This window comes from Burkholderia sp. BCC1644, from assembly GCF_902833225.1.
Classification (GTDB): domain Bacteria; phylum Pseudomonadota; class Gammaproteobacteria; order Burkholderiales; family Burkholderiaceae; genus Burkholderia.
The window spans coordinates 1-18,663 of the sequence record NZ_CADFEI010000009.1 but is presented as its reverse complement, the minus strand read 5'-3'; the positions used below and the strand labels follow the sequence as shown (position 1 = coordinate 18,663).

The following is an 18,663-nucleotide window of genomic DNA, read 5'->3' as shown; positions in this document are numbered from 1 at the left end:
GACCGCGGGGAGCGGTCAGCGGCCGAGGCCGGCCATCAGCGTGTACTTGAGTTCCACGTATTCGTCGAGGCCGTACTTCGAGCCTTCGCGGCCGAGCCCCGATTGCTTGACGCCCCCGAACGGCGCGACTTCGGTCGAGATGATCCCGTCGTTGACGCCGACCATCCCGCTTTCCAGCGCACCCGACACGCGCCACGCGCGGCCGAGGTCGCGCGTGTAGAAGTACGCGGACAGCCCGAACGGCGTGTCGTTGGCCGCGGCGACGGCTTCTTCCTCGGTCGTGAAGCGGAAGCAGCCGGCGACGGGGCCGAAGGTTTCCTCTTCGGCGATCAGCATGTCGGCCGTCATCCCGGTCAGCACGGTCGGCTCGTAGAACGTGCCGCCGAGCCCATGACGCTTGCCGCCGGTGAGCGCGTGCGCGCCCTTCGCGGTGGCGTCGGCCACGTGCCGCTCGACCTTGCCGAGCGCCGCCTCGTTGATCAGCGGCCCCTGGTCGACTTCACCCGCGAGCGCGTTGCCGACGCGCAGCTTGCGCACGGCATCCGCGAGCTTGTGTGTGAACGCGTCGTACACGCCGTCCTGCACGAGAAAGCGGTTCACGCACACGCAGGTCTGTCCGGTATTACGGAACTTCGACGCGATTGCGCCGACGACCGCCGCATCGAGATCGGCATCGTCGAACACGATGAACGGCGCGTTGCCGCCGAGTTCGAGCGACAGCTTCTTCAGCGTGTCGGCCGACTGCTTCGCGAGCAGCTTGCCGACCCGCGTCGAGCCCGTGAACGACAGCTTGCGCACGACGGACGAACTCGTCAGCGTCTCGCCGATCGCGACCGCGTCGCCCGACACCACGTTGAACACGCCGGCCGGCACGCCCGCGCGCTCGGCGAGCACCGCGAGCGCGAACGCCGACAGCGGCGTTTCCTCGGACGGCTTCAGCACCATCGTGCAGCCGGCCGCGAGCGCGGGGCCGGCCTTGCGCGTGATCATCGCGAGCGGGAAATTCCACGGCGTGATCGCCGCGACGACGCCGACCGGCTCGCGCGTGACGACGATCTGCGAATCCGGCTTCGGGCTCGGGATCACGTCGCCGTACATGCGCTTCGCTTCTTCCGCGAACCATTCGAGAAAGCTCGCCGCGTACGCGACTTCGCCGCGCGCTTCGGCGAGCGGCTTGCCTTGTTCGCGCGTCAGCAGCTCGGCGAGCGCGTCGCGGTGTTCGAGCATCAGCTCGCCCCAGCGCTTCACGCGTGCGCCGCGTTCCTTCGCGGTCAGTGCGCGCCACGCGGGAAACGCATGCGCGGCCGCGTCGATGGCGCGCTGCGTGTCGTCGGCGCCGCCTTTCGCGACTTTCGCGATCGTCTCGCCGGTCGCGGGGTTCAGCACCGGATAGGTTGCATCGCTCGCGCCATGCGATTCGTGCCATTCACCGCCGATGTAATGGCCGGTCCTCAGAAATTCGTTCATTGTGTGTCGTTCCTTCAGTGCCTCGGAGCTTCGGTCCTTCAGTCCTTCAGTCCTTCAGTCCGTCGCGAAACTGCCCTGCGCCGGACGCGATGCGCGCGCGATCCGCTTGCCGGCCGTGTAGTCGTTGATCAGGTCGCACGGCGTGTAGTTGCGCTCCAGTTCGTGCAGTTCTTCTTCGGTGAGCTGCGTTTCGAGCGCGCCGAGCGCGCTGTCGAACTGCGCGACGGAATCCGCGCCGACCAGCATGCTCGCGATGCCGGGGCGACTCAGCACCCACGCCTGCGCGATCTGCGCGGGCGGTACGCCGCGGCGCTTTGCGACCTTCGCGACCGATTCGGCGATCGCGAGCGACGAAGCATCGCCGTACATCTGTGCGGTGAAGAAGTCGGTCTGGTTGCGCGTCGATTGCGGCTCGCAGGTCAGCAGGCCGCGCGCGAGCGGGCTGAACACCGACACGCCGACGCCCTGGTCGATGCAGTACGGCACCATCTCGCGCTCTTCCTCGCGATACGCGAGGTTCAGCTGCAGCTGCATGTTGATCGGCTTGTCCCAGCCGTTTCGTTCGCAGGCCTGCATGATCTTCGCGAACTGCCACGTGTACATCGTCGATACGCCGATGTAGCGCGCCTTGCCCGCGCGCACGATGTCGTGGAGCGCGCTCATCGTTTCCTCGACGGGCGTGTTCACATCGAAGAAGTGCAGCATGAAGATGTCGACGTAATCCATCCCGAGCCGCTTCAGCGAAGCGTCGATGCCGTCGAGCACGTGCTTGCGCGAATGGCCGCCTGCGTTCGGATAACTGCCCATGTCGTAGCCAACCTTGGTCGTCACGACGAGCTCCTCGCGGCGCGCGTTGCGCTTCAGGATGCGGCCGACCACTTCCTCGCCGACGCCCGTCGAATAGAAATCCGCGAGGTCGATGAAGTTGACGCCGGCGTCGAGCGCGCGGCGCACGATCGGCTCGCTCTGCGCTTCGTCGAAGATCCAGGGCTTCCATTCGGGGGTGCCCATGTTCATCGTGCCGAGGCACAGGCGGGACACCTTCAGGCCGGACTGGCCCAGGCGGACGTATTCCATGTTTCCTCCAGGTGCGGCCTTGTGTCGGCCGCTCGTCGTCGTCAGTTTTTCTTCGGGGTGTAGAACGGGTTCGACACGTCGCGCGCGGCGGCGAACACCGCGTCGCGATGCGGCAGCCCTTCCATCGCGGCAACGATCGCGTTGCGGCACGCGCGATAGTTGTTCTCGAACACGGCATCGAGATCGTCGGTTTGCGGGTTCACCCAGTTCGCCGACACGACGACCCAGTCGTTCTCCGCTTCGGGCGGCAGCGTGCCGTTCTCGAGCGCTTCGGCCACGGCCTTCGCGATGCCGGCCTGCGATGCGCCCCACGTGGCGTTGCCGTGGAAATCGTTGGCGATCTGCGCCTTGTTGACGTACAGCGTGAGCGGCTTGGTCGGCACGCCCGGCTGTGCGATCACGACGAACGGCGCGTGGCCGGCCGACGGCGTCGCGAGCGCGGTGGCGAACGCCTGGCCTGCCGGGCCGTTGCGCGGGCCGACCAGCACGTTGATGTGTGCGAGGTTGACGCCGGGGCCTTCGAAGCCTTCGCCGATGTAAAGCTGCCTGGGTTGGGATGCGGTCATTGCGGTGTCTCGTCGATGAGGTTGGGTGTGCGGCGATTGTGGTGGGCCGCGGCGCGGCCGGTGAATCGATGTTTTCTGATCGGGCTATGAGTTTTCGTCGTCTCCGGGAATGCCCTCGGCCCGGCACGCCAACGCCCGCCGGGCAAGCCTCGGCCGTCGTCATGACGGCGGGCGGGGCGGGATCGGCGGGTGGGCATTCGCGAACCGGCTCCGGGTTTGTCATACCCGGGCAGGGGTTGGAGGGCCGGGCGCATCCGGACAACAATCGGCGTACTCCGAGCCCTATCTTTCGTCTTCCCTTCTTTTTTCGAAAGCGAGTAATTCCGATGGCTGCCATTCAAAGGCCCGATTGGTCGAAGCTCAGTTCGCTCGATCCGGAGCTGATCCGCGCATTCGTCGCCGTGGTCGAGAGCGGCGGCTTCACCGCGGCGGCCCGGCAATTGCATCGCACGCAATCGACGATCAGCCTGCGCATCCGCACGCTCGAGGAGCGGCTCGACACGCACCTGTTCATGCGCAACAGCCGGCGGCTCGAACTGTCACGCGACGGCGAGAATTTCCTGATTCATGCGCGCCGCATCATCCAGGTGCAGAACGACGCGATCCTCGCGCTGAAGCAGGCGAGCAGCGACCGCGGCGTCGTGCGCTTCGGGCTGCCCGAGGACTATGCGGAGCTGTGGCTGCCCGACCTGTTGAAGTCGTTCTATGCGATGCGGCCGGGCGCGCGCTTTCACGTGCATTGCCGCACGTCGCTCGAGTTGCTCGAACGGCTGCAGGCCGGCGAGCTCGACGTCGCGCTCGTCGTGCGGCACGGGCCGAACGCGGGCGGACGGCTGCTCGGCCGTCACGAGGTCGTGTGGGCCGCGCACCGGGATTTCGCGCTCGGCCCGCAGGCATCGGTGCCGCTCGCGCTGTTTCCGGAGACGTGCTGCTACCGGCAGCGCGGGCTGCAGGCGCTCGCGACGGCCGAGCGGCCGTATCACGTCGTCTATACGAGCCAGAGCCCGACCGGCATCAAGATCGCGGTGAACCACGGCGCGGCCGTGACGATGATCGATCGCTGCACGCTGCCCGAGAACTGGCGCGTGCTCGACGAGACGGACGGGCTGCCGCCGTTGCCGGCTGCCGATCTCGAACTGCACCGCTCGCCGGGCATCTGCGATCCGCTGACCGACGATCTGGTGTCGCTGATCGAATCGATGGTCGACGAGCGGCGGCGCGCGTCGCTCGAGGCGTTCGCGTAGCGGGGCGACCGACGCGCAGGCGGGGTGACGCGGACCGTGGCGCGGTGGCACGGCACGCGCATGGCGACTGCGAGATCGGCCGCCGGCCGCCAGCCTTTAGCGGCCCGGCCGGCGCACACCGCCCAGCGGCCAGCGACCAGCGGCCAGCGGCCAGCGCCCATCAGCCACCAGCCACCAGCCACCAGCCACCAGCCACCAGCCACCAGCCACCAGCCACCAGCCACCAGCCACCAGCCACCAGCCACCAGCCGGTGACGTGTCGCGTCCCCCGCGCCGTTTTTTGCGCCCGCAGGCCGTTTCTTTGCACGACGTTTATGCGGTCTCTTCTAAGCTGAGGATGTGTCGAACAGCCGAGACGGCCTCCGTCCGCTCCATGACCTTCATTCATCCTGTTCCCGCCTTCAATGTCGCCGGCCGCCGGTTGCGCGCCGGCGTACGCAACAACGTCATTCCGTTCCCGCCGCCGCGCCCGCGCCTGCAGTTGCCCGTCACGTTGACGGCCGATTCCGGCGAACGCGCGCATGCCCGGCTCGCGGCGCTGCTGCATTCCCCGCTCGGCGTGTATGTCGTCAGCGCGCGTGCCGTGCGCGACGTGGTTCACGTGCACTTCGACATCGCGCCGGAAGACCTGGATTTCACGCTGCACATGCTGATCGCGCAGCAGGCCGACGCGGTGATCGGGCCGGTCGCGCGCCGGTTGCGCGTCGGGCCGAAGGCACGGTGAAGCGGGGAACGGCTGTTGCCCGTTCCCTGATGGCTTGTCCGATCCGCCGCCCGTTCGCCGGTTGCCGTGTCGTCCGTCCGCAGATGGCGGACAGGCGCGCGGCACCGCGTGCGCGGCGCCGATCCTGACTACGGAGGGGTCATGGACCTCATGGAAGCAGTGCATGTCGAGCGGCCGGAAAGCCGCCGGGTACGGACGGCGTCGCTGCCGTCGGGCCAGCAACTCGCGCGTCAGCTCGTGACGACGGTGCGCGTGGCCGAAGTGCTGCTGCATCAGGCGATCGTCGTGCCCGACGGGCATCAATGGTCGGTCGACACCGAGCGGGCCGATGCGGCCGGCGGCCCGCTCGCAGCCTGGGAGACGTGCGTAATCTGGCGGATCGGCAAGGTGTTCGCCGCGACGGTCAGCCCGGCCGCTCGCGTCAACGATCGCGACCAGGTCGCGGTCGAGATCCGGCTCTGTCTGCCCGAACAGGACTACGTGGCCGAGCGGCGCGTGAGCACCTTCGGCCGCCGCCACGGCAATCGCTTCGGCGCGACGCTGTCGGTCGCGTCGGGCGCGCAGTGGGGCTGGCAACGCACGGAGCACGTCGCGCCGGAACACACGCAGGTGCGCGGCGATACGCTGGAAGCGCTCGTCGACCGGGTTGCCGCGAACGTCAACGCGGCGCTGGGCGCGGCCGGGTTCGGCGCGACGCGCTGATCACGCGTCGCTGGTCTGCCCGGTCGGCCGCTGCAGGTCTTCCATCAACTGTTCCGCGAGAAAGTCGCACGGCGGCCGCTTCGATTTCGTGCTGCGCGCGAGAATCAGTTCGAGCGGCGGCAGGTCGGGCAGCCCGTGCGCTCGGCCGAGCATCGACAGTTGCGCGGGAATCGCGCAGCGCGCGAGCGGCGCGACCGCGAGGCCGGCCTCGACCATGCTGAGCAGCCCGAGCAGGCTCGGGCTTTCATACGAAGTGCGGTACGGCACCTTCGCGCGCTCGAGGCTGCGGATCGCGTTCTCGCGCGCGACGCTGCCCGGCATGAACACCGCGATCGGCAGCGGCCGCTCTTCCCACACGCGCGGCCCGTTCGTCATCGCGGCCCACGCCATCGGCTCGTGGCGGATGAAGTCGCCCGACAGCCCCTTGATGCGCGTGCCGCATACGAGGTCGACGGTGCCCTCCTTGATCAGCGGCGCGAGCGCGCTGCTCGGCAGCCCCATCACCTGGATCTCGACCTTCGGGTAGGTCGCCGAGAACTTCTTCAGGACCGACGGCAGCAGCGACGACGCATAATCGTCCGGCACGCCGATCACGACTTTACCGGTTACTTCCGGCCGCACCACGGCCGCCCACGCCTCGTCGCGCAGCGCCAGCATTCGTCTGGCGAATCCCAGCAGTACCTCGCCTTCGCGCGTCAGCACGATGCTGCGCGGCTTGCGCACGAACAGCGGTCGCCCGATCGCGTCTTCCAGGCTCTTGATCTGCATGCTCACGGCCGACTGCGAGCGGTTCACGGCCTCGGCGGCGCGGGTCATGTTGCCGGTCTCCGCGACGGCGACGACGGTGGCCAGCACGTCGTGATCGAGCATCTTCATGGGTATCAGGAAAACTGAACGTAACGATCAGCATTATGCGTTTTTATTGTTGCTGTGTGTCTGCCATAGTGCGATCACGCTGGCGTTTCGCCCGAGGGCGGCGCGGCGTTCAGGCCGGTTGATCCGGTGTGCAGGACTGAACAAGGAAGCGTGGTGTATCGATGATCGACCATCCGTTGCGCGCCGCACTGGCCGCGGAATTGCATGCCCGGCCCTTCCTGCGGCTCGCCGAAGCCGTGTCGCTCACGCATTACGCGATCTACGCGGACGGCCAGCCCGACATCCACGAAACGCTGCTGCACGCGCTGTGCCGCGATACCGGCATCGCCGCGCCGCACGAAGGCGCGACGCACTACGCGGTGCAGTCGCCGAGCGGCTGGCACCTGAAGTGGGAGCGCCACACCGAATTCTCGACCTTCACGTTCGTCGCCCCGCGTCGCGACACCGGCTATTTCGACGATCTCGCGATCGAAGGCATTCCGGCTGCGTGGTTCGCGCGGCTGGCCGGCATCCGCTTCGTCGCGGTGCGCATGGAACTGCTGACGGGCGACGCCGCGCGGCTCGTGTGCGGCGACCTGCGCCGCTGGATCGACGGGCCCGCGCTCGTCGGCAGCAACGTGCTCGGCGGCGGCAAGGTGTTCTGCGACTGGCATGTGCGCGACGACGGCTTCATGCGCTTTCTCGTCGTCGACGAGGATTTCCGCGAGGAGCAGGGCGGCCGCCTGCTGCAGCGCCTGCATGAAATCGAAACCTACCGGATGATGGCGCTGCTGGCGTTGCCCGTCGCGCGCCGGATGAGCCGCGAGCTCGACGAGATCCACGCGGCGCTGCACGCATTGATGCAGCGGATGGACGCGAGCGGCGCCGACGGCGACGATACGGCGCTGCTCGTCAAGCTCACGCATCTCGCCGTGCGGGTCGAATCGCTGTCGGGATCGGGCGCGCGCTTCAGCGCGTCGCGGGCATACGAAAAGCTCGTGCTGGCGCGTATTCACGAGCTGCGCGAGGAGCGTATCGAAGGGATGCCGACGATCGCCGAATTCATGGAGCGTCGTTTTGCGCCGGCGATGGAAACATGTCGCAGCGTATGGGCGCGCCACGAACAGATCGCCGCGCGGATTGCGCGGGCGGTCGACCTGCTGCGCACGCGCGTGAACCTCGCGCAGGAAAAGGACGTGACGCGCCTGCTGGTCGGCATGGAACGTACCGCGCGCAATCAGCTGCATCTGCAACACGCGGTCGAGGGGCTGTCGGTAGCGGCCATTTCGTACTACGTGCTGTCGCTCGCGACGGCGGCGTTCAAGGCGTTGCATGTGATGAACCTGCCGGTCGATCCCGAACTGGCGGAGGGCCTGCTGATCGCGCCGGTCGTGTTCGCGGTGATTCACATCACGCGGCGCACGCGCGCACAGCTGGCGCGATCGGAGGCGGCGCATGACGGCACGACGATGCACGCGGCGACGTTGAAGCAGGTTGGTTAGAACATCTAAAACATGATCAGGTAAAGGAGTGGAGATGACTTTTTCGCAGAATCAAGCGGGCTTTTACAGCGGTTTCGATGCCGCGTTCGACGAACCGGCGCCGGACGACGCGGGTGTGCCCGAGGCCGCGCGCGTGACGTCGTATCAGGCCGTGCTGCAGGAGCCGATGGCGTCGCTCGTCGGGAATACGCTCGATCGGCCGGATGTCGCGGCGGTGGCGATTCTCGGGTACAACTGACGCAGGGTTGATCGTGTGTGCCGCCCGGCTGCATGTGCGGCCGGGCGGGTTTGTTGATTGGCGCGGTGTGTAGTGCTCAGTCGCCGGAGAGGTCGCCGATCGACGCGCCGTGCGGAATCTGGCCGGACGTGACCTGCCGGACGTATTCGTCCTGGGCATCCTGGATGTTCTTCGAGATGTTGCCAAGGACTTTCTTGATATAGTCTTTGGCGGAATCGGTCTGACGCGCCATCCATCCTTTCTCTTCGATTTCGCGAAGTTGCATGAATACGCCGTCGCCGAGCGACACGTTGTTGAGCCGCGTAATTGTGTTGTGCACGAAGTTGTCGAAAAACGCGATCACTTCCGGCGTCAGCTTTGCTGGGTGTACCCATGCGGTGGCCAGTGCACGCACTGTTTTGTCTGAGATGTCGTCGACTGTCCGGCGTTCGCCGAAGGTCGACTGCGGAACTTTGGAATTCGGATCCTGGCCTTTGTAGTACCAATCCCGACCTTCGTAGTTCGGCAAGCCGCCACCACTCGTGAAGATCGAGTTGTAGACGTCGGCATCGATGGTGTTGATGAAAAGATTGCTGCCGCTGCTGTAGTGGCCTGTGCGATCGTGAACATAGCGTGCCCACGACACGAACAGCTTCTGATGTTCGAGGAAGTGTTTCTCGAGCGGGCCGTTTGTTTTCGGAAGCATCGCGGTGTATGCGCCGAACAGATCGTTGACGTTGAGATCCTTGCCGTTGACATTGACGGTCTTGCGATAGTCGAATTCGCGTGCCGCCAATGGAGATATCGTGCGGAGCTTGGCAAGTGGCATCATCGGCACGCCGGCGGACCAGGCACGATCGAGCATGTTTCGTGCGGAGACGCGTGCTAGTTCGGAGGATTTTTGATCCTCGCCATCGCGGAAGCCGCCTCCGACGTCCGACTGACTGCCGGGATAGACGATCTCCAGTAAGTTCGCATGGTCCGGCGATTTTCGCGGTGAATCCAGGTTCTTGTAGAAGCGCAGTTCCGTCGCGGCGACGTGATGGACAATCGATTTGAATTCCTTCTGGATGTCGAATTGCCCGAGCGACTGCTTGGAGAGGGCGAGAAAAAAACTGAGCCCCTTGATGCTGAGGCTGGCGACTTTGCCTTCGCCGGGAACGACGCCGAGTACGGGCCCGACGACTTTGGTGAAGATCGAGTCCGCATAGGACGTCGATACGCAGTCGAACAACCCCATGAAATCGAACTGGACTTCGATGCCGCTGTAAGTGACCTTACCGTCCTTCTGCGTACAGGTCTTTCCGATCAATTCGTTTGCGAATTTCCGTCCGATGACGCCGCCGCGGTCATATCCGAAAATCGCTACACGGATGCGCTTGATTTCGCGCGGATCGGCCGACGTGGCATGCGCAATGTTGTTCTTGAAATCCGCAACAGCTTTGTTAACTCGTGCATCGAAGCCCGTCCCCATATAACCTGCAGCGAATTCACTATCTCGGACAACCGGAATGGAATCTGCAGCGATGGTCGTGGCGGCCGGCAGCAGCGCGGCCGCCACTTTTCCAGGCGTCACCGATTCCTTGATCTGATTTCTCGCGGTCTCCCCCGCATGATCCAGCCCGTCGAGGACGGACGACGTGCCCCGTGACAGCAATCCTTTGTCTGCAGGAGAGTCGCGAAACCGTTGAGCGATGTCGGCGGCGATCTTCTTGCCGGGATCCTTGATCACTTTGGCATCGGCTTCCTTGAGCAACGCGGCTTCGGAGTCGGTCAGGATCTTCTTTACTGCACCGACCGTTTGCCCCGACAGGTCCCGACCCATACCTTCGTAATACATCTTGTAAATGCCGAATTCATCGCTGCTGTCCGCGTGCGCGTTGAAGAGACGCGCGATATTCGACAGGCGATCGGTGTCAGCCATGCTCTGTGCGAAACCGTCGAAGAAGAAGCTTTGATAAATCTCCTGATTGCAACGGAAGCACGGGCTGGGTGGCTCGGCCGGAAGTTGCGCACTGACGCTTGCGGCGCGTGCGGCCCGCAATGCCGCCGATGCCGATTCAGGCTGGCTTTTTGAGGCACCTTGCGCGGCGACGGTTTCGTTCGGCATGTTTCCCTCGCTGGACTAGTTGGTGGTGCGCATGCGCGGCATTGTCGGGTATTCGACCCACTGCGCTTCGATTTTGCGTTCAGGTAGGAAATGGAACTCGATATAGCCGTCGCGCTTGTTCGGCAGCTTCGGGACGGCGATGTCCGTCTCGTAGATCTCCGGCGACAGATTCTTGGCGTCCTCTTCGGGTGTCAGATCGTACGTGATCTTGAGGTGCCAGGTTTTCTTGTTGCGCGGCACCTCCATGCAACAGATGGTACCGCCGCCGCCGCCGAATTGGCGGGCGTGCACGCTGCCTGCGCCGAAACCGTCCACAACGAAGTTGTAGACGCCTCGCTCGGTGTAGTTGAAGCCCACGACCCGATAGGGGCCGTAGCTTGAGGTCTGTGCATGTACCCACCATGCGCCGCTCAGCAGCAATACCGCGATGACGATCGGGTTGCGAAGGAGGCGGCGAAGCAAAGTCAGCATGTCGATGTTCCTGTCATTCAGTTTGTCGTGGACGACGCATTGCTCGTTGTATTCGGGTTGCGCGGATCGGTCGGGGCTGCCGCCCATCGAGCCTCGATCTTGCGTTCAGGACGAAAGTAAAACCGGATATATCCACCGTGCTTCTCGGGAAGCGGGGGGATCGCGATGCCCGTTTCGTAAACGTCGCCAGGCAGGTTGTTTTTGTACTGCTCCTGAGTCAACTCGTACTCGAGTTTGATATGGCAGGTCCTTTTCCCGCATGACACTTCCATACAGCACATAGTTCCACCGCCACCCCCCGGTTTGTGCGCGCGCAGGTTGCCCGCCCCAAACCCGTGGATCATGAAACCATAGATACTCCGATCGGTGAAGTTGTACCCGATGACGCGATACGGCCCGTCGTTTCCCGCATGCGCGGCTCCAGAACGCCCGCGGCTACCGCGACCGCGCCGATCGCAACGGCCCGACGCATCCCGCACGTCAATTCGCGCTCCATTCCTGTCCCCCGCCGATCAATCCCGCGCCAGGCAACGCATCGACCGCCACCACCGCCTGCTCCCGCTCCGCGGCGTACCCTGCCAGCGGATGCCCGTCCAGCAGCGCTGCCCACACATCCTCATCGACGTCCGCGAGCGCTTCCGACAACGGCGATCGATCGTCCTCGCGTGCCGCGATCTTCGCGGCGATCGCCGGATGCGCATCGAATGCCGGATGCACGTTCATCCCGACCAGCACGAAATACGCGAGATCGTTCTCGTTCGCGAGCCCATGCCGTTCCCGCGCCCGCGCGACCAGTTCCTTCGCATAGCGAATACCCCAGCGGTCCGGCACAGCCGACATCGGCGGGAGAAATTCGTCGCGCAACTGGAAATAGAGTGACTCCGCGAACCCTTCGCGTGCGAGCGCATCGTATTGCGCGTCGGTGAATATGATCGACGCCGCGGTGGGGGCGGGTAGCGGCCCATGTTCCTGACCCGCCACGACCTCCCACGGATCGAACCGGTAACGCAGTTCGACGAACGTCGCCAGCAACTCGCGCCGTTGCGCAGGCGTCAGGATTTGCACGAGGTTTTCGAGAATCGATGGGTCGTAGTAGCGCAACAACGCCTGGCGCTTATCGGGCAACGTCGCCTCGGCGAGTGGATGCAGATAGGTGGCTAGGTCGGTCAATGCATGGCCGGTCGCCAGCCACACGGCGAGATCCGCATCGCCACCTGCATTCAGCAGGTCGAGCATCGTCGCGTGCGACGCATCGTTGTCCGCCGTCAGGTCCAGCAGGAACGGGCCGATTTCGGGCCGCGACGCTTCGAGCATCGTGTCCGGATACAGCGAGCACCATGCGATGCCGCGCGCACGCGCCATGTCGAGCATCGTATCGTCCAGCGCGCCGTCGACGAGCGCCAGCAGGCGCAGCGGGCGCGTTTCCGCGGCTTGGCGCGTGCGATGCCAGTCGCGCAGGTCGTCGTGCCGTTGCTCGGCGGTCGTGCGCGGCCACTGTGCCGGCAGCGGCAACGCGCGCGTCAGGTCGTGAAACGGCTTCATCGAGGCGGCGGATGTCATGTGCGGGGCGTCAATGCGGATTTCATTTTTGCGGCGCTGCGCCGGCATTCCGAACATACGCCTTCGGGCAGGCGCGGCATCGGGTAGTCGGTGCTGGCCGGGCCCGAGAAGCTGTGATCGCCGCCCTTGAAATCCACCTTGCCGGGCGCGTGGATTTCGATGTTGCCGTTGCCGATGCGGATATATGCACCGCCGGACGTCAGCAGGATTGGCTGCTTCGACGCGAGGTCGATCTGCGCCGTGGCGGCGACGATCTTCACGGTCTTCTGCGCGGTGAGTTCGACATCGTCGTCGTGTGCGCGGATCTCGATCTTGCCCTTGCCGGCGAACAGCTTCATCCCGGCGTTCTGCGCGAACAGGCTGACCGACGAGATCACGCTTGCGACCAGCGATTTCCCCGCCGCGAGATGGGTGTTCTGGCCGCTGACGATGTTGACATGCCGGTCGGCGACGATCTGCAGCGATTGCTGGCTGGCCATCCCGATGCCGGCCGGGCTGCCGAACAGCATCGCGGGCTGCGTGAACGCGTTCGCGTTACCGGTCCCGCCACCTGACGTGCGTCCGCCCGATGCCGCCCCGGGCACGCTTTGCTGGGTCGCGTCGGTGAACGTCTTCAGCGCGTCGCGGCCGGGTTTCAGCGTTTCTGCCTGGTGCGTCTCGCTCACGTCGGACAGCGATTCGAGCAGGCTTTCGGCGCCGACGAGCTGTTGCTGCGTCTCGCGCACGTCGAGCGGCTGGCTCGACACGGACTTCGGATGCGTCGTGACGTACAGGCCCTGGTTCGCGCGTACGGCGCCGTATGCATCGGTCCTCAGGTCGAAGCCGCTACCGACGTACGCGCCGCGCGTGTTGCCGGACTGCTCGATCAGATAACCGACATGCAGCAGGCTGTTCGCGGTGCTGCTGTAGAGCTGCGAGCGGTTTTGCCCGGTCGCGTCGTCCATCACGAGCTGGTTGTAGCCGCTGCCCGCGTATTCCTTCGAGCGGAAGCCGGACAGCAGCCCGTCCGTGTGCCACTGCGGTTGGGTCGCGCCGTTGTAGAGCCGCGCCGTGACGATCGGCCGGTCACAGTCGCCGGACATCCAGTCGACGACCACTTCCTCGCCGATGCGCGGCACGTGCACGCTGCCGTACCCGCCGCCCGTGTCCGACGACGCGACGCGCAGCCAGCACGACGCGCGCTCGTCGCCTTCGTTCAGGCGATCCCAGTGGAACCGGACCTTGATCCGGTTCAGTTCGTCGGTATGCACTTCCTCGCCCTTCGGACCCGCGACGGTCGCGGTCTGCAGGTGCATCTCGGGCTTCGGATGCTCGAACGGGCTGCGGAACGGCACCGTCTGGCGCTGTGCTTCGATCTCGACGAGATAGAAACCCTCGCTGCCGTCGGTGTGGCGCACGGTCATCGCGCCGGCCGCGTCGCCGAGCTGCGCCTTCATCGCGTCGAACTGCGCGGCCAGGCCGTGCGGAAAATGCGACGGCGCAGCCGGAATGTTGTTCTTGATCCACCAGACCGTCTCGACGACGGCAAACCGGTTGCCGTCCCGTTCGGACGGCGGATGGGCCACATGGTCGGTCAGCTCGAACACACGGCCCGTGTCGATGCCGCGCATGCCGCCGAATCCGTGGAATCGCTTCGCGCGCGATTCCCATTCTTCCATCCGGATGGTCGACTGGCGATTGCCGTCGCCCTGGGCACCGTACGTATAGGGGCCCGTGTACGTATAGACCTCGGCCTGGTTCGGCAGGTCGCCCTGATCCGGCCGGGTCGGGACATCGGTGCCCTTCGGGTTGAGCGCGGTGCCGGGCGACTTGTAGTCGAACGTGCGCGTCGTGTAATGACTGCTCTGCAGGGTGCGTGTGCCCGACCATTGGACGAGCGCCTGGGTTTCGTCGCCCGAGGCCGCACGCAGGAATGGCACGCGGGGCGGCGCGGCGGCGGGCAGCGAATGGAGCGAATCGGTGATCACCAGCGTATGGTGCGAGCCGTCCTCGGCCTGCTCGAAATAGCCGAACAGGCCTTCGTCCTCGAGCAGGCGATGGATGAAATGCCAGTCATGCTCGAACTGCATGCAGAACGAGCGGTTTCGCAGCGGTGCCGAGAGCGCGAACCGGAACATACCGGCGGCTTGCGGATGCTGGTTGAAGACGTCGGTCAGGATTTCGTCGGCAGTGCGATCCTGCCAGATGCGCTGGTCGCGGCGGTACCGGAGGAAGCCGAGCCACGACATGAAACGGATCTGGTACGCGGTGATGCCGCCGTTGAAGCCGAGCCGGCGCGCGGTCTGCACGTAGCCGTGCCACGGCAGATAGGTGTCGCCTTGCTGTTCGACCCACAGCGTGACGGGCTGCGCGATCAGCTTCTTCAGCTCGATATTGTCGCGGGTCGAGACGGCGTCGACAGTCAACGTGAAATCGCGGCCCAGCCGCGATACGCCGTGAACGGTCTGGGGCAGCAGGACATTCTGGCCCAGCGGCGTATCGAGCTTGAGCAGGCGTGCTTGCTGAAACAGGCCGCCACCGATCGCGCGAACCAGTTCTTGGGAATTCATCGTCGTGGCCCTCTTGAATCGAGAACGATGAGCAGGGAGGCGAGTCGACCGCCGGTTTTATCGTACAAATTCTCTCGATCGGCGATTTTACAGGATAAATCGCGGGACTTCGGCGTCGCGGCGCCGGCGGGTAGCGCGGCCCCGGCGCGTCACGTGCGACCGGCCCGACGGCCGCCAGCGACCGCGCACGGCGGCCATGCTACCGCGTGCGTGTGGCCGGTCCCGCCCCCTGCGCGAGCGCCAGCTCGACGAACGCACGCGCGGCCGCGCTCCGGTACGCGCCCTTGCGCTGCAGCAGCACGGCGGTACGCCGCAGCACGGCCGGGTCGAGCGCGACGGCAACGAGATCGTCGTGCCCGGTCGCGATCGTCGCGGGCAGCAGCGTCGCGAGATTCGTGCGGCGCACGATCTCGATCACCGCCCCCAGCGAATTCGCCTCCATCTGCACGCGCGGCTGCACGTCGTGCTCGCGGAAATAACGGTCGATCTGCGTGCGCGTCGCGAACTCGGCGGTCAGCAGCACGAGCGGCGCGTCGTGCAGCGTGCGCAGGCCGGCCTTGCGTTTCCCGGCGAGCGCGTGCCGACGGTTCACGACGAGTGCGAGCGTCTCGACCAGCAGCGTTTCCACTTCGATATCCGCCGTCTGCACATCTTCGAACGCGATGCCGACATCGAGCTCGTCGTCGACGAGCAGCGCCTCGATGCGCTCCTGCGACATCTCGCGTACCGACAGCGACACGTCCGGATAACGACCGTGAAACGCCTCGACGAGCGGCCCGACGAGATAGCTCGTGAAAGTCGGCGTGACCGCGAGCCGCAGCGAGCCGCGGCTGAGATCCTGCACGTCGTGAATCGCGCGCCGGCCTTCCGCGAGATCGTGCAGCGCCTGCCGCGCATAGCGGAAATACACCTCGCCTGAATCCGTCAGCCGCGTGACGCGCCCGGTGCGGTCGAACAGCTGCGCGCCGAGCGTTTCCTCGAGCTGGCGGATCTGCTGCGACAACGCGGGCTGCGACACGTGCAGCGAGGCGGCCGCACGCGTGAAGCTGCGGTGTTCGGCAACGGCCAGGAAGTAATGGATATGGCGCAGCAGCATGGTGGTTCCTATAAGTCGAGCTTATCGGCCTGATCATAAATCAGTCTTTTACCTTATTGGAAGCGCGGCGTAACCTGCCCTTCATCGATTCCACCCGCACCGGAGAACACGCGATGAAGGACATCATCGAAGGCTTCCTGAAATTCCAGCGCGATGCCTATCCGGCGCGCGCCGCGCTGTTCCGCGACCTCGCGCGCAGCCAGAATCCACGGGCGCTGTTCATCTCGTGCTCGGATAGCCGGCTCGTGCCCGAACTCGTCACGCAGCGCGAACCGGGCGACCTGTTCGTGATTCGCAATGCCGGCAACATCGTGCCGTCGTACGGCCCCGAGCCGGGCGGCGTGTCGGCGTCGGTCGAATACGCGGTGGCCGCGCTGCGCGTGACCGACGTCGTGATCTGCGGCCATTCCGATTGCGGCGCGATGACCGCGATCGCGACCTGCCAGTGCATGGACCACATGCCGGCCGTCGGCCACTGGCTGCGCTACGCCGATTCGGCGCGCGTCGTGAACGAGGCGCGCACGCATCGCAGCGAACGCGAGCGGATCGACTCGATGGTGCGCGAGAACGTCGTCGCGCAACTGGCGAACCTGAAGACGCACCCTGCCGTGCGGCTCGCGCTCGAAGAAGGGCGGCTCGCGCTGCACGGCTGGGTCTACGACATCGAATCGGGTTGCATCGACGCCCATGACGGCGCGACCGGCCGGTTCGTCTCCCTGGCGGACCATCCCGAGGTCCGCGCCACGCCCGCGACGCTTCCCGTCGCGGCCTGAATCGCTCCAACCCCACCACGAGGAATTGCCATGATCCAGTCCCAGCACAGCCAGACCGCCCGCCACGCGCTCGCGGAGACCGTCGTTCTCGCGAAGGCGCGCAAGCACCTGTCGTTCGCGCAGCTCACCGAAGGCACGGGCCTGAGCGAAGCGTTCGTGACGGCCGCGCTGCTCGGCCAGCATGCACTGCCGGCCGATGCGGCGCGCAGCGTCGCCGGCAAGCTCGGCCTCGACGACGACGCGGTGCTGCTGCTGCAGACGATCCCGTTGCGCGGCAGCATCGACGATCGCGTGCCGACCGACCCGACCATTTACCGCTTCTACGAAATGCTGCAGGTGTACGGCACGACGCTGAAGGCACTCGTTCACGAGAAGTTCGGCGACGGCATCATCAGCGCGATCAATTTCCGGCTCGACGTGAAGAAGGTCGACGATCCGGAAGGCGGTTCGCGCGCGGTGATCACGCTCGACGGCAAGTACCTGCCGACCAAGCCGTTCTGAGGCCGGCGCGGCGCCGCGGCAGCGGCGCCGCGCAGGTTCCCGCCCGACGTGCATCGGCCGGTTGAAGCCGCCGCACGTTCCCGCCATTCCGTTTCAACGAGGACGCAGCCATGGATTTTGTGAAACGCACGATCGATCTTGCGATGAAGAACGTGGAAGAGGGCGGCCGCCCGTTCGCGACGGTGATCGTCCGCGACGGCGAGATCGTCGCGGAAAGCCCGAACCTCGTCGCACAGACCAGCGACCCGACCGCGCATGCCGAGATCCTCGCGGTGCGCGACGCGTGCCGCAAGCTCGGCACCGAGCACCTGACCGATTGCGAGATCTACATTCTCGCCAGCCCGTGCCCGATGTGCCTCGGTTCGCTGTACTACTGCAGCCCGAAACGCGTGATCTACATCACGACGCGCGAGGACTACGCGCCGTTCTACCGCGACGACCGCAAGTATTTCGAGCTCGACACGTTCTATGCCGAATATGCGAAACCGATCGAGGAACGCCGGCTGCCGATGGTGCAGCACAAGCACGGCGACGCGATCGACGTCTACCGGCGCTGGAAGGAACTGAACGCGAAATGACGTGACCCGCGCGGCGCACAGGCCGCGCGTGGCAGCCGCCCGGCTGCTCGTTTTCCCGACCCTCCGTTTCACCGTCCGTGTCACCCGGCGGCGCCCGTGCCGCCGGGGCGCCTGCGCTGCCGCGCGCGGCCGGGTCGTGCCCCGTTTTGCCGCCTCCCCAAACATCGATCCCGTTCAATGTCCGGAACGGAAATCCGCGATCCAAAAGGTTTTTGACGGGTTTAAAAATTCGCACTGGAGACGACAGAAACGTGCGGAAAGCCCGATGAAAACCGATGAAATCTTCATGACAGCCAGCGCGGTGCCTGCGGTCGTTCGCGACTGATTGCCCTCGATCGCCGTGCGAGCCCCCACACCTGTTTCGTTGCGCCATTCGTTCCGGACGAGGAATCGCTCGATCCCTCTCCGCCAGCACCGCGCGACTGCCGACCGGTCGCGCCTGACGCCAGAGATTCGCTTACCTGCTTAAAACGGACCATCATGAAACGGGATTCATTCAGTACACCTGATGCGATGCATCGACCGACGGCGGACATGCTCAAGCCGAACGACGCCTTCGTGCGCATCGAAAACGTCGTGAAGAAATTCGGCGACAGCACGGCCGTCGACAACGTGAACCTGACGATCGCGAAGAACGAGCTGTTCGCGCTGCTCGGCAGCTCGGGCTGCGG

17 protein-coding genes and 1 pseudogene are annotated in these 18,663 nt (G+C 65.5%); 9 read left to right on the top strand and 9 right to left on the bottom strand.

Going from position 1 to position 18,663, the window contains the following annotated elements; all coding sequences use genetic code 11:
• Positions 1-15: 15 nt before the first annotated feature.
• Genes HWX87_RS18985 through fae form a run of 3 tightly spaced genes read right to left on the bottom strand, consistent with a single transcriptional unit; the run spans position 16 to position 3,110 of the window.
• Entirely contained in the window at positions 16-1,467 is a 1,452-nt protein-coding gene (locus tag HWX87_RS18985; protein WP_176048556.1) for an NAD-dependent succinate-semialdehyde dehydrogenase, read from the bottom strand.
• Between the two features lie 54 nt (positions 1,468-1,521).
• Positions 1,522-2,544 carry an aldo/keto reductase gene (locus HWX87_RS18980; protein ID WP_176048555.1) on the bottom strand — a complete coding sequence of 341 codons (1,023 nt, stop codon included), beginning with the start codon at positions 2,542-2,544 and terminating at the stop codon, positions 1,522-1,524.
• 41 nt (positions 2,545-2,585) lie between these two features.
• Complete coding sequence (gene fae, locus HWX87_RS18975; protein ID WP_124520836.1) at positions 2,586-3,110, bottom strand: formaldehyde-activating enzyme; 525 nt, start codon at positions 3,108-3,110, stop codon at positions 2,586-2,588.
• Positions 3,111-3,436: 326 nt separating this feature from the next.
• On the opposite strand from fae, the gene HWX87_RS18970 reads away from it, so the two are divergent.
• From HWX87_RS18970 to HWX87_RS18960, 3 genes are all read left to right on the top strand, one after another.
• Entirely contained in the window at positions 3,437-4,354 is a 918-nt protein-coding gene (locus tag HWX87_RS18970) for a LysR family transcriptional regulator (RefSeq protein ID WP_044848054.1), read from the top strand.
• Between the two features lie 373 nt (positions 4,355-4,727).
• Entirely contained in the window at positions 4,728-5,078 is a 351-nt protein-coding gene (locus tag HWX87_RS18965) for a hypothetical protein (RefSeq protein ID WP_176048554.1), read from the top strand.
• 141 nt (positions 5,079-5,219) lie between these two features.
• Positions 5,220-5,780: a hypothetical protein gene (locus HWX87_RS18960; RefSeq protein WP_176048553.1), complete on the top strand. Its 561-nt coding sequence runs from the start codon at positions 5,220-5,222 to the stop codon at positions 5,778-5,780.
• Here the strand turns inward: HWX87_RS18960 and HWX87_RS18955 are convergent, their stop codons facing one another.
• A complete protein-coding gene (locus HWX87_RS18955; protein WP_176048552.1) occupies positions 5,781-6,656 on the bottom strand; it encodes a LysR family transcriptional regulator in 876 nt (291 codons plus the stop codon).
• 161 nt (positions 6,657-6,817) lie between these two features.
• Between HWX87_RS18955 and HWX87_RS18950 the strand changes: the two genes are divergently transcribed.
• Together HWX87_RS18950 and HWX87_RS18945 are read left to right on the top strand one after the other, a co-directional pair.
• Positions 6,818-8,137, top strand: a complete 1,320-nt coding sequence (locus tag HWX87_RS18950) for a DUF3422 domain-containing protein (protein ID WP_176048551.1) — start codon at positions 6,818-6,820, stop codon at positions 8,135-8,137.
• Between the two features lie 34 nt (positions 8,138-8,171).
• Positions 8,172-8,375, top strand: a complete 204-nt coding sequence (locus tag HWX87_RS18945) for a hypothetical protein (protein ID WP_176048550.1) — start codon at positions 8,172-8,174, stop codon at positions 8,373-8,375.
• 76 nt (positions 8,376-8,451) lie between these two features.
• Here HWX87_RS18945 and HWX87_RS18940 read toward each other — a convergent pair whose 3' ends face one another.
• The 5 genes from HWX87_RS18940 to cynR all read right to left on the bottom strand — a co-directional run bounded on the left by HWX87_RS18940 (position 8,452) and on the right by cynR (position 16,140).
• The gene (locus HWX87_RS18940) at positions 8,452-10,464 is read right to left on the bottom strand and encodes a DUF2235 domain-containing protein (RefSeq protein ID WP_176048549.1); all 2,013 of its coding nucleotides are present in this window, start codon (positions 10,462-10,464) and stop codon (positions 8,452-8,454) included.
• 15 nt (positions 10,465-10,479) lie between these two features.
• Positions 10,480-10,935 (bottom strand): DUF3304 domain-containing protein, encoded by a 456-nt coding sequence (locus HWX87_RS18935; protein ID WP_176048809.1) that lies wholly within the window; start codon positions 10,933-10,935, stop codon positions 10,480-10,482.
• A gap of 480 nt (positions 10,936-11,415) precedes the next feature.
• Entirely contained in the window at positions 11,416-12,495 is a 1,080-nt protein-coding gene (locus HWX87_RS18930) for a DUF4123 domain-containing protein (protein ID WP_244137705.1), read from the bottom strand.
• Entirely contained in the window at positions 12,492-15,044 is a 2,553-nt protein-coding gene (locus HWX87_RS18925; RefSeq protein WP_176048547.1) for a type VI secretion system Vgr family protein, read from the bottom strand. The genes HWX87_RS18930 and HWX87_RS18925 overlap by 4 nt, the downstream gene beginning before the upstream one ends.
• Positions 15,045-15,243: 199 nt before the next feature.
• The gene (gene cynR / locus HWX87_RS18920; protein ID WP_176048546.1) at positions 15,244-16,140 is read right to left on the bottom strand and encodes a transcriptional regulator CynR; all 897 of its coding nucleotides are present in this window, start codon (positions 16,138-16,140) and stop codon (positions 15,244-15,246) included.
• 113 nt (positions 16,141-16,253) lie between these two features.
• Between cynR and HWX87_RS18915 the strand changes: the two genes are divergently transcribed.
• The 4 genes and pseudogenes from HWX87_RS18915 to HWX87_RS18900 form a co-directional block, all read left to right on the top strand.
• A complete protein-coding gene (locus HWX87_RS18915; protein WP_043178750.1) occupies positions 16,254-16,913 on the top strand; it encodes a carbonic anhydrase in 660 nt (219 codons plus the stop codon).
• Positions 16,914-16,943: 30 nt separating this feature from the next.
• Positions 16,944-17,414, top strand: coding sequence for a cyanase (cynS, locus tag HWX87_RS18910; RefSeq protein WP_176048545.1), 471 nt, complete (start codon positions 16,944-16,946; stop codon positions 17,412-17,414).
• 110 nt (positions 17,415-17,524) lie between these two features.
• Positions 17,525-17,992 carry a nucleoside deaminase gene (locus HWX87_RS18905; protein ID WP_176048544.1) on the top strand — a complete coding sequence of 156 codons (468 nt, stop codon included), beginning with the start codon at positions 17,525-17,527 and terminating at the stop codon, positions 17,990-17,992.
• Between the two features lie 513 nt (positions 17,993-18,505).
• Positions 18,506-18,663: pseudogene (locus HWX87_RS18900) on the top strand (polyamine ABC transporter ATP-binding protein); the annotation flags it as partial.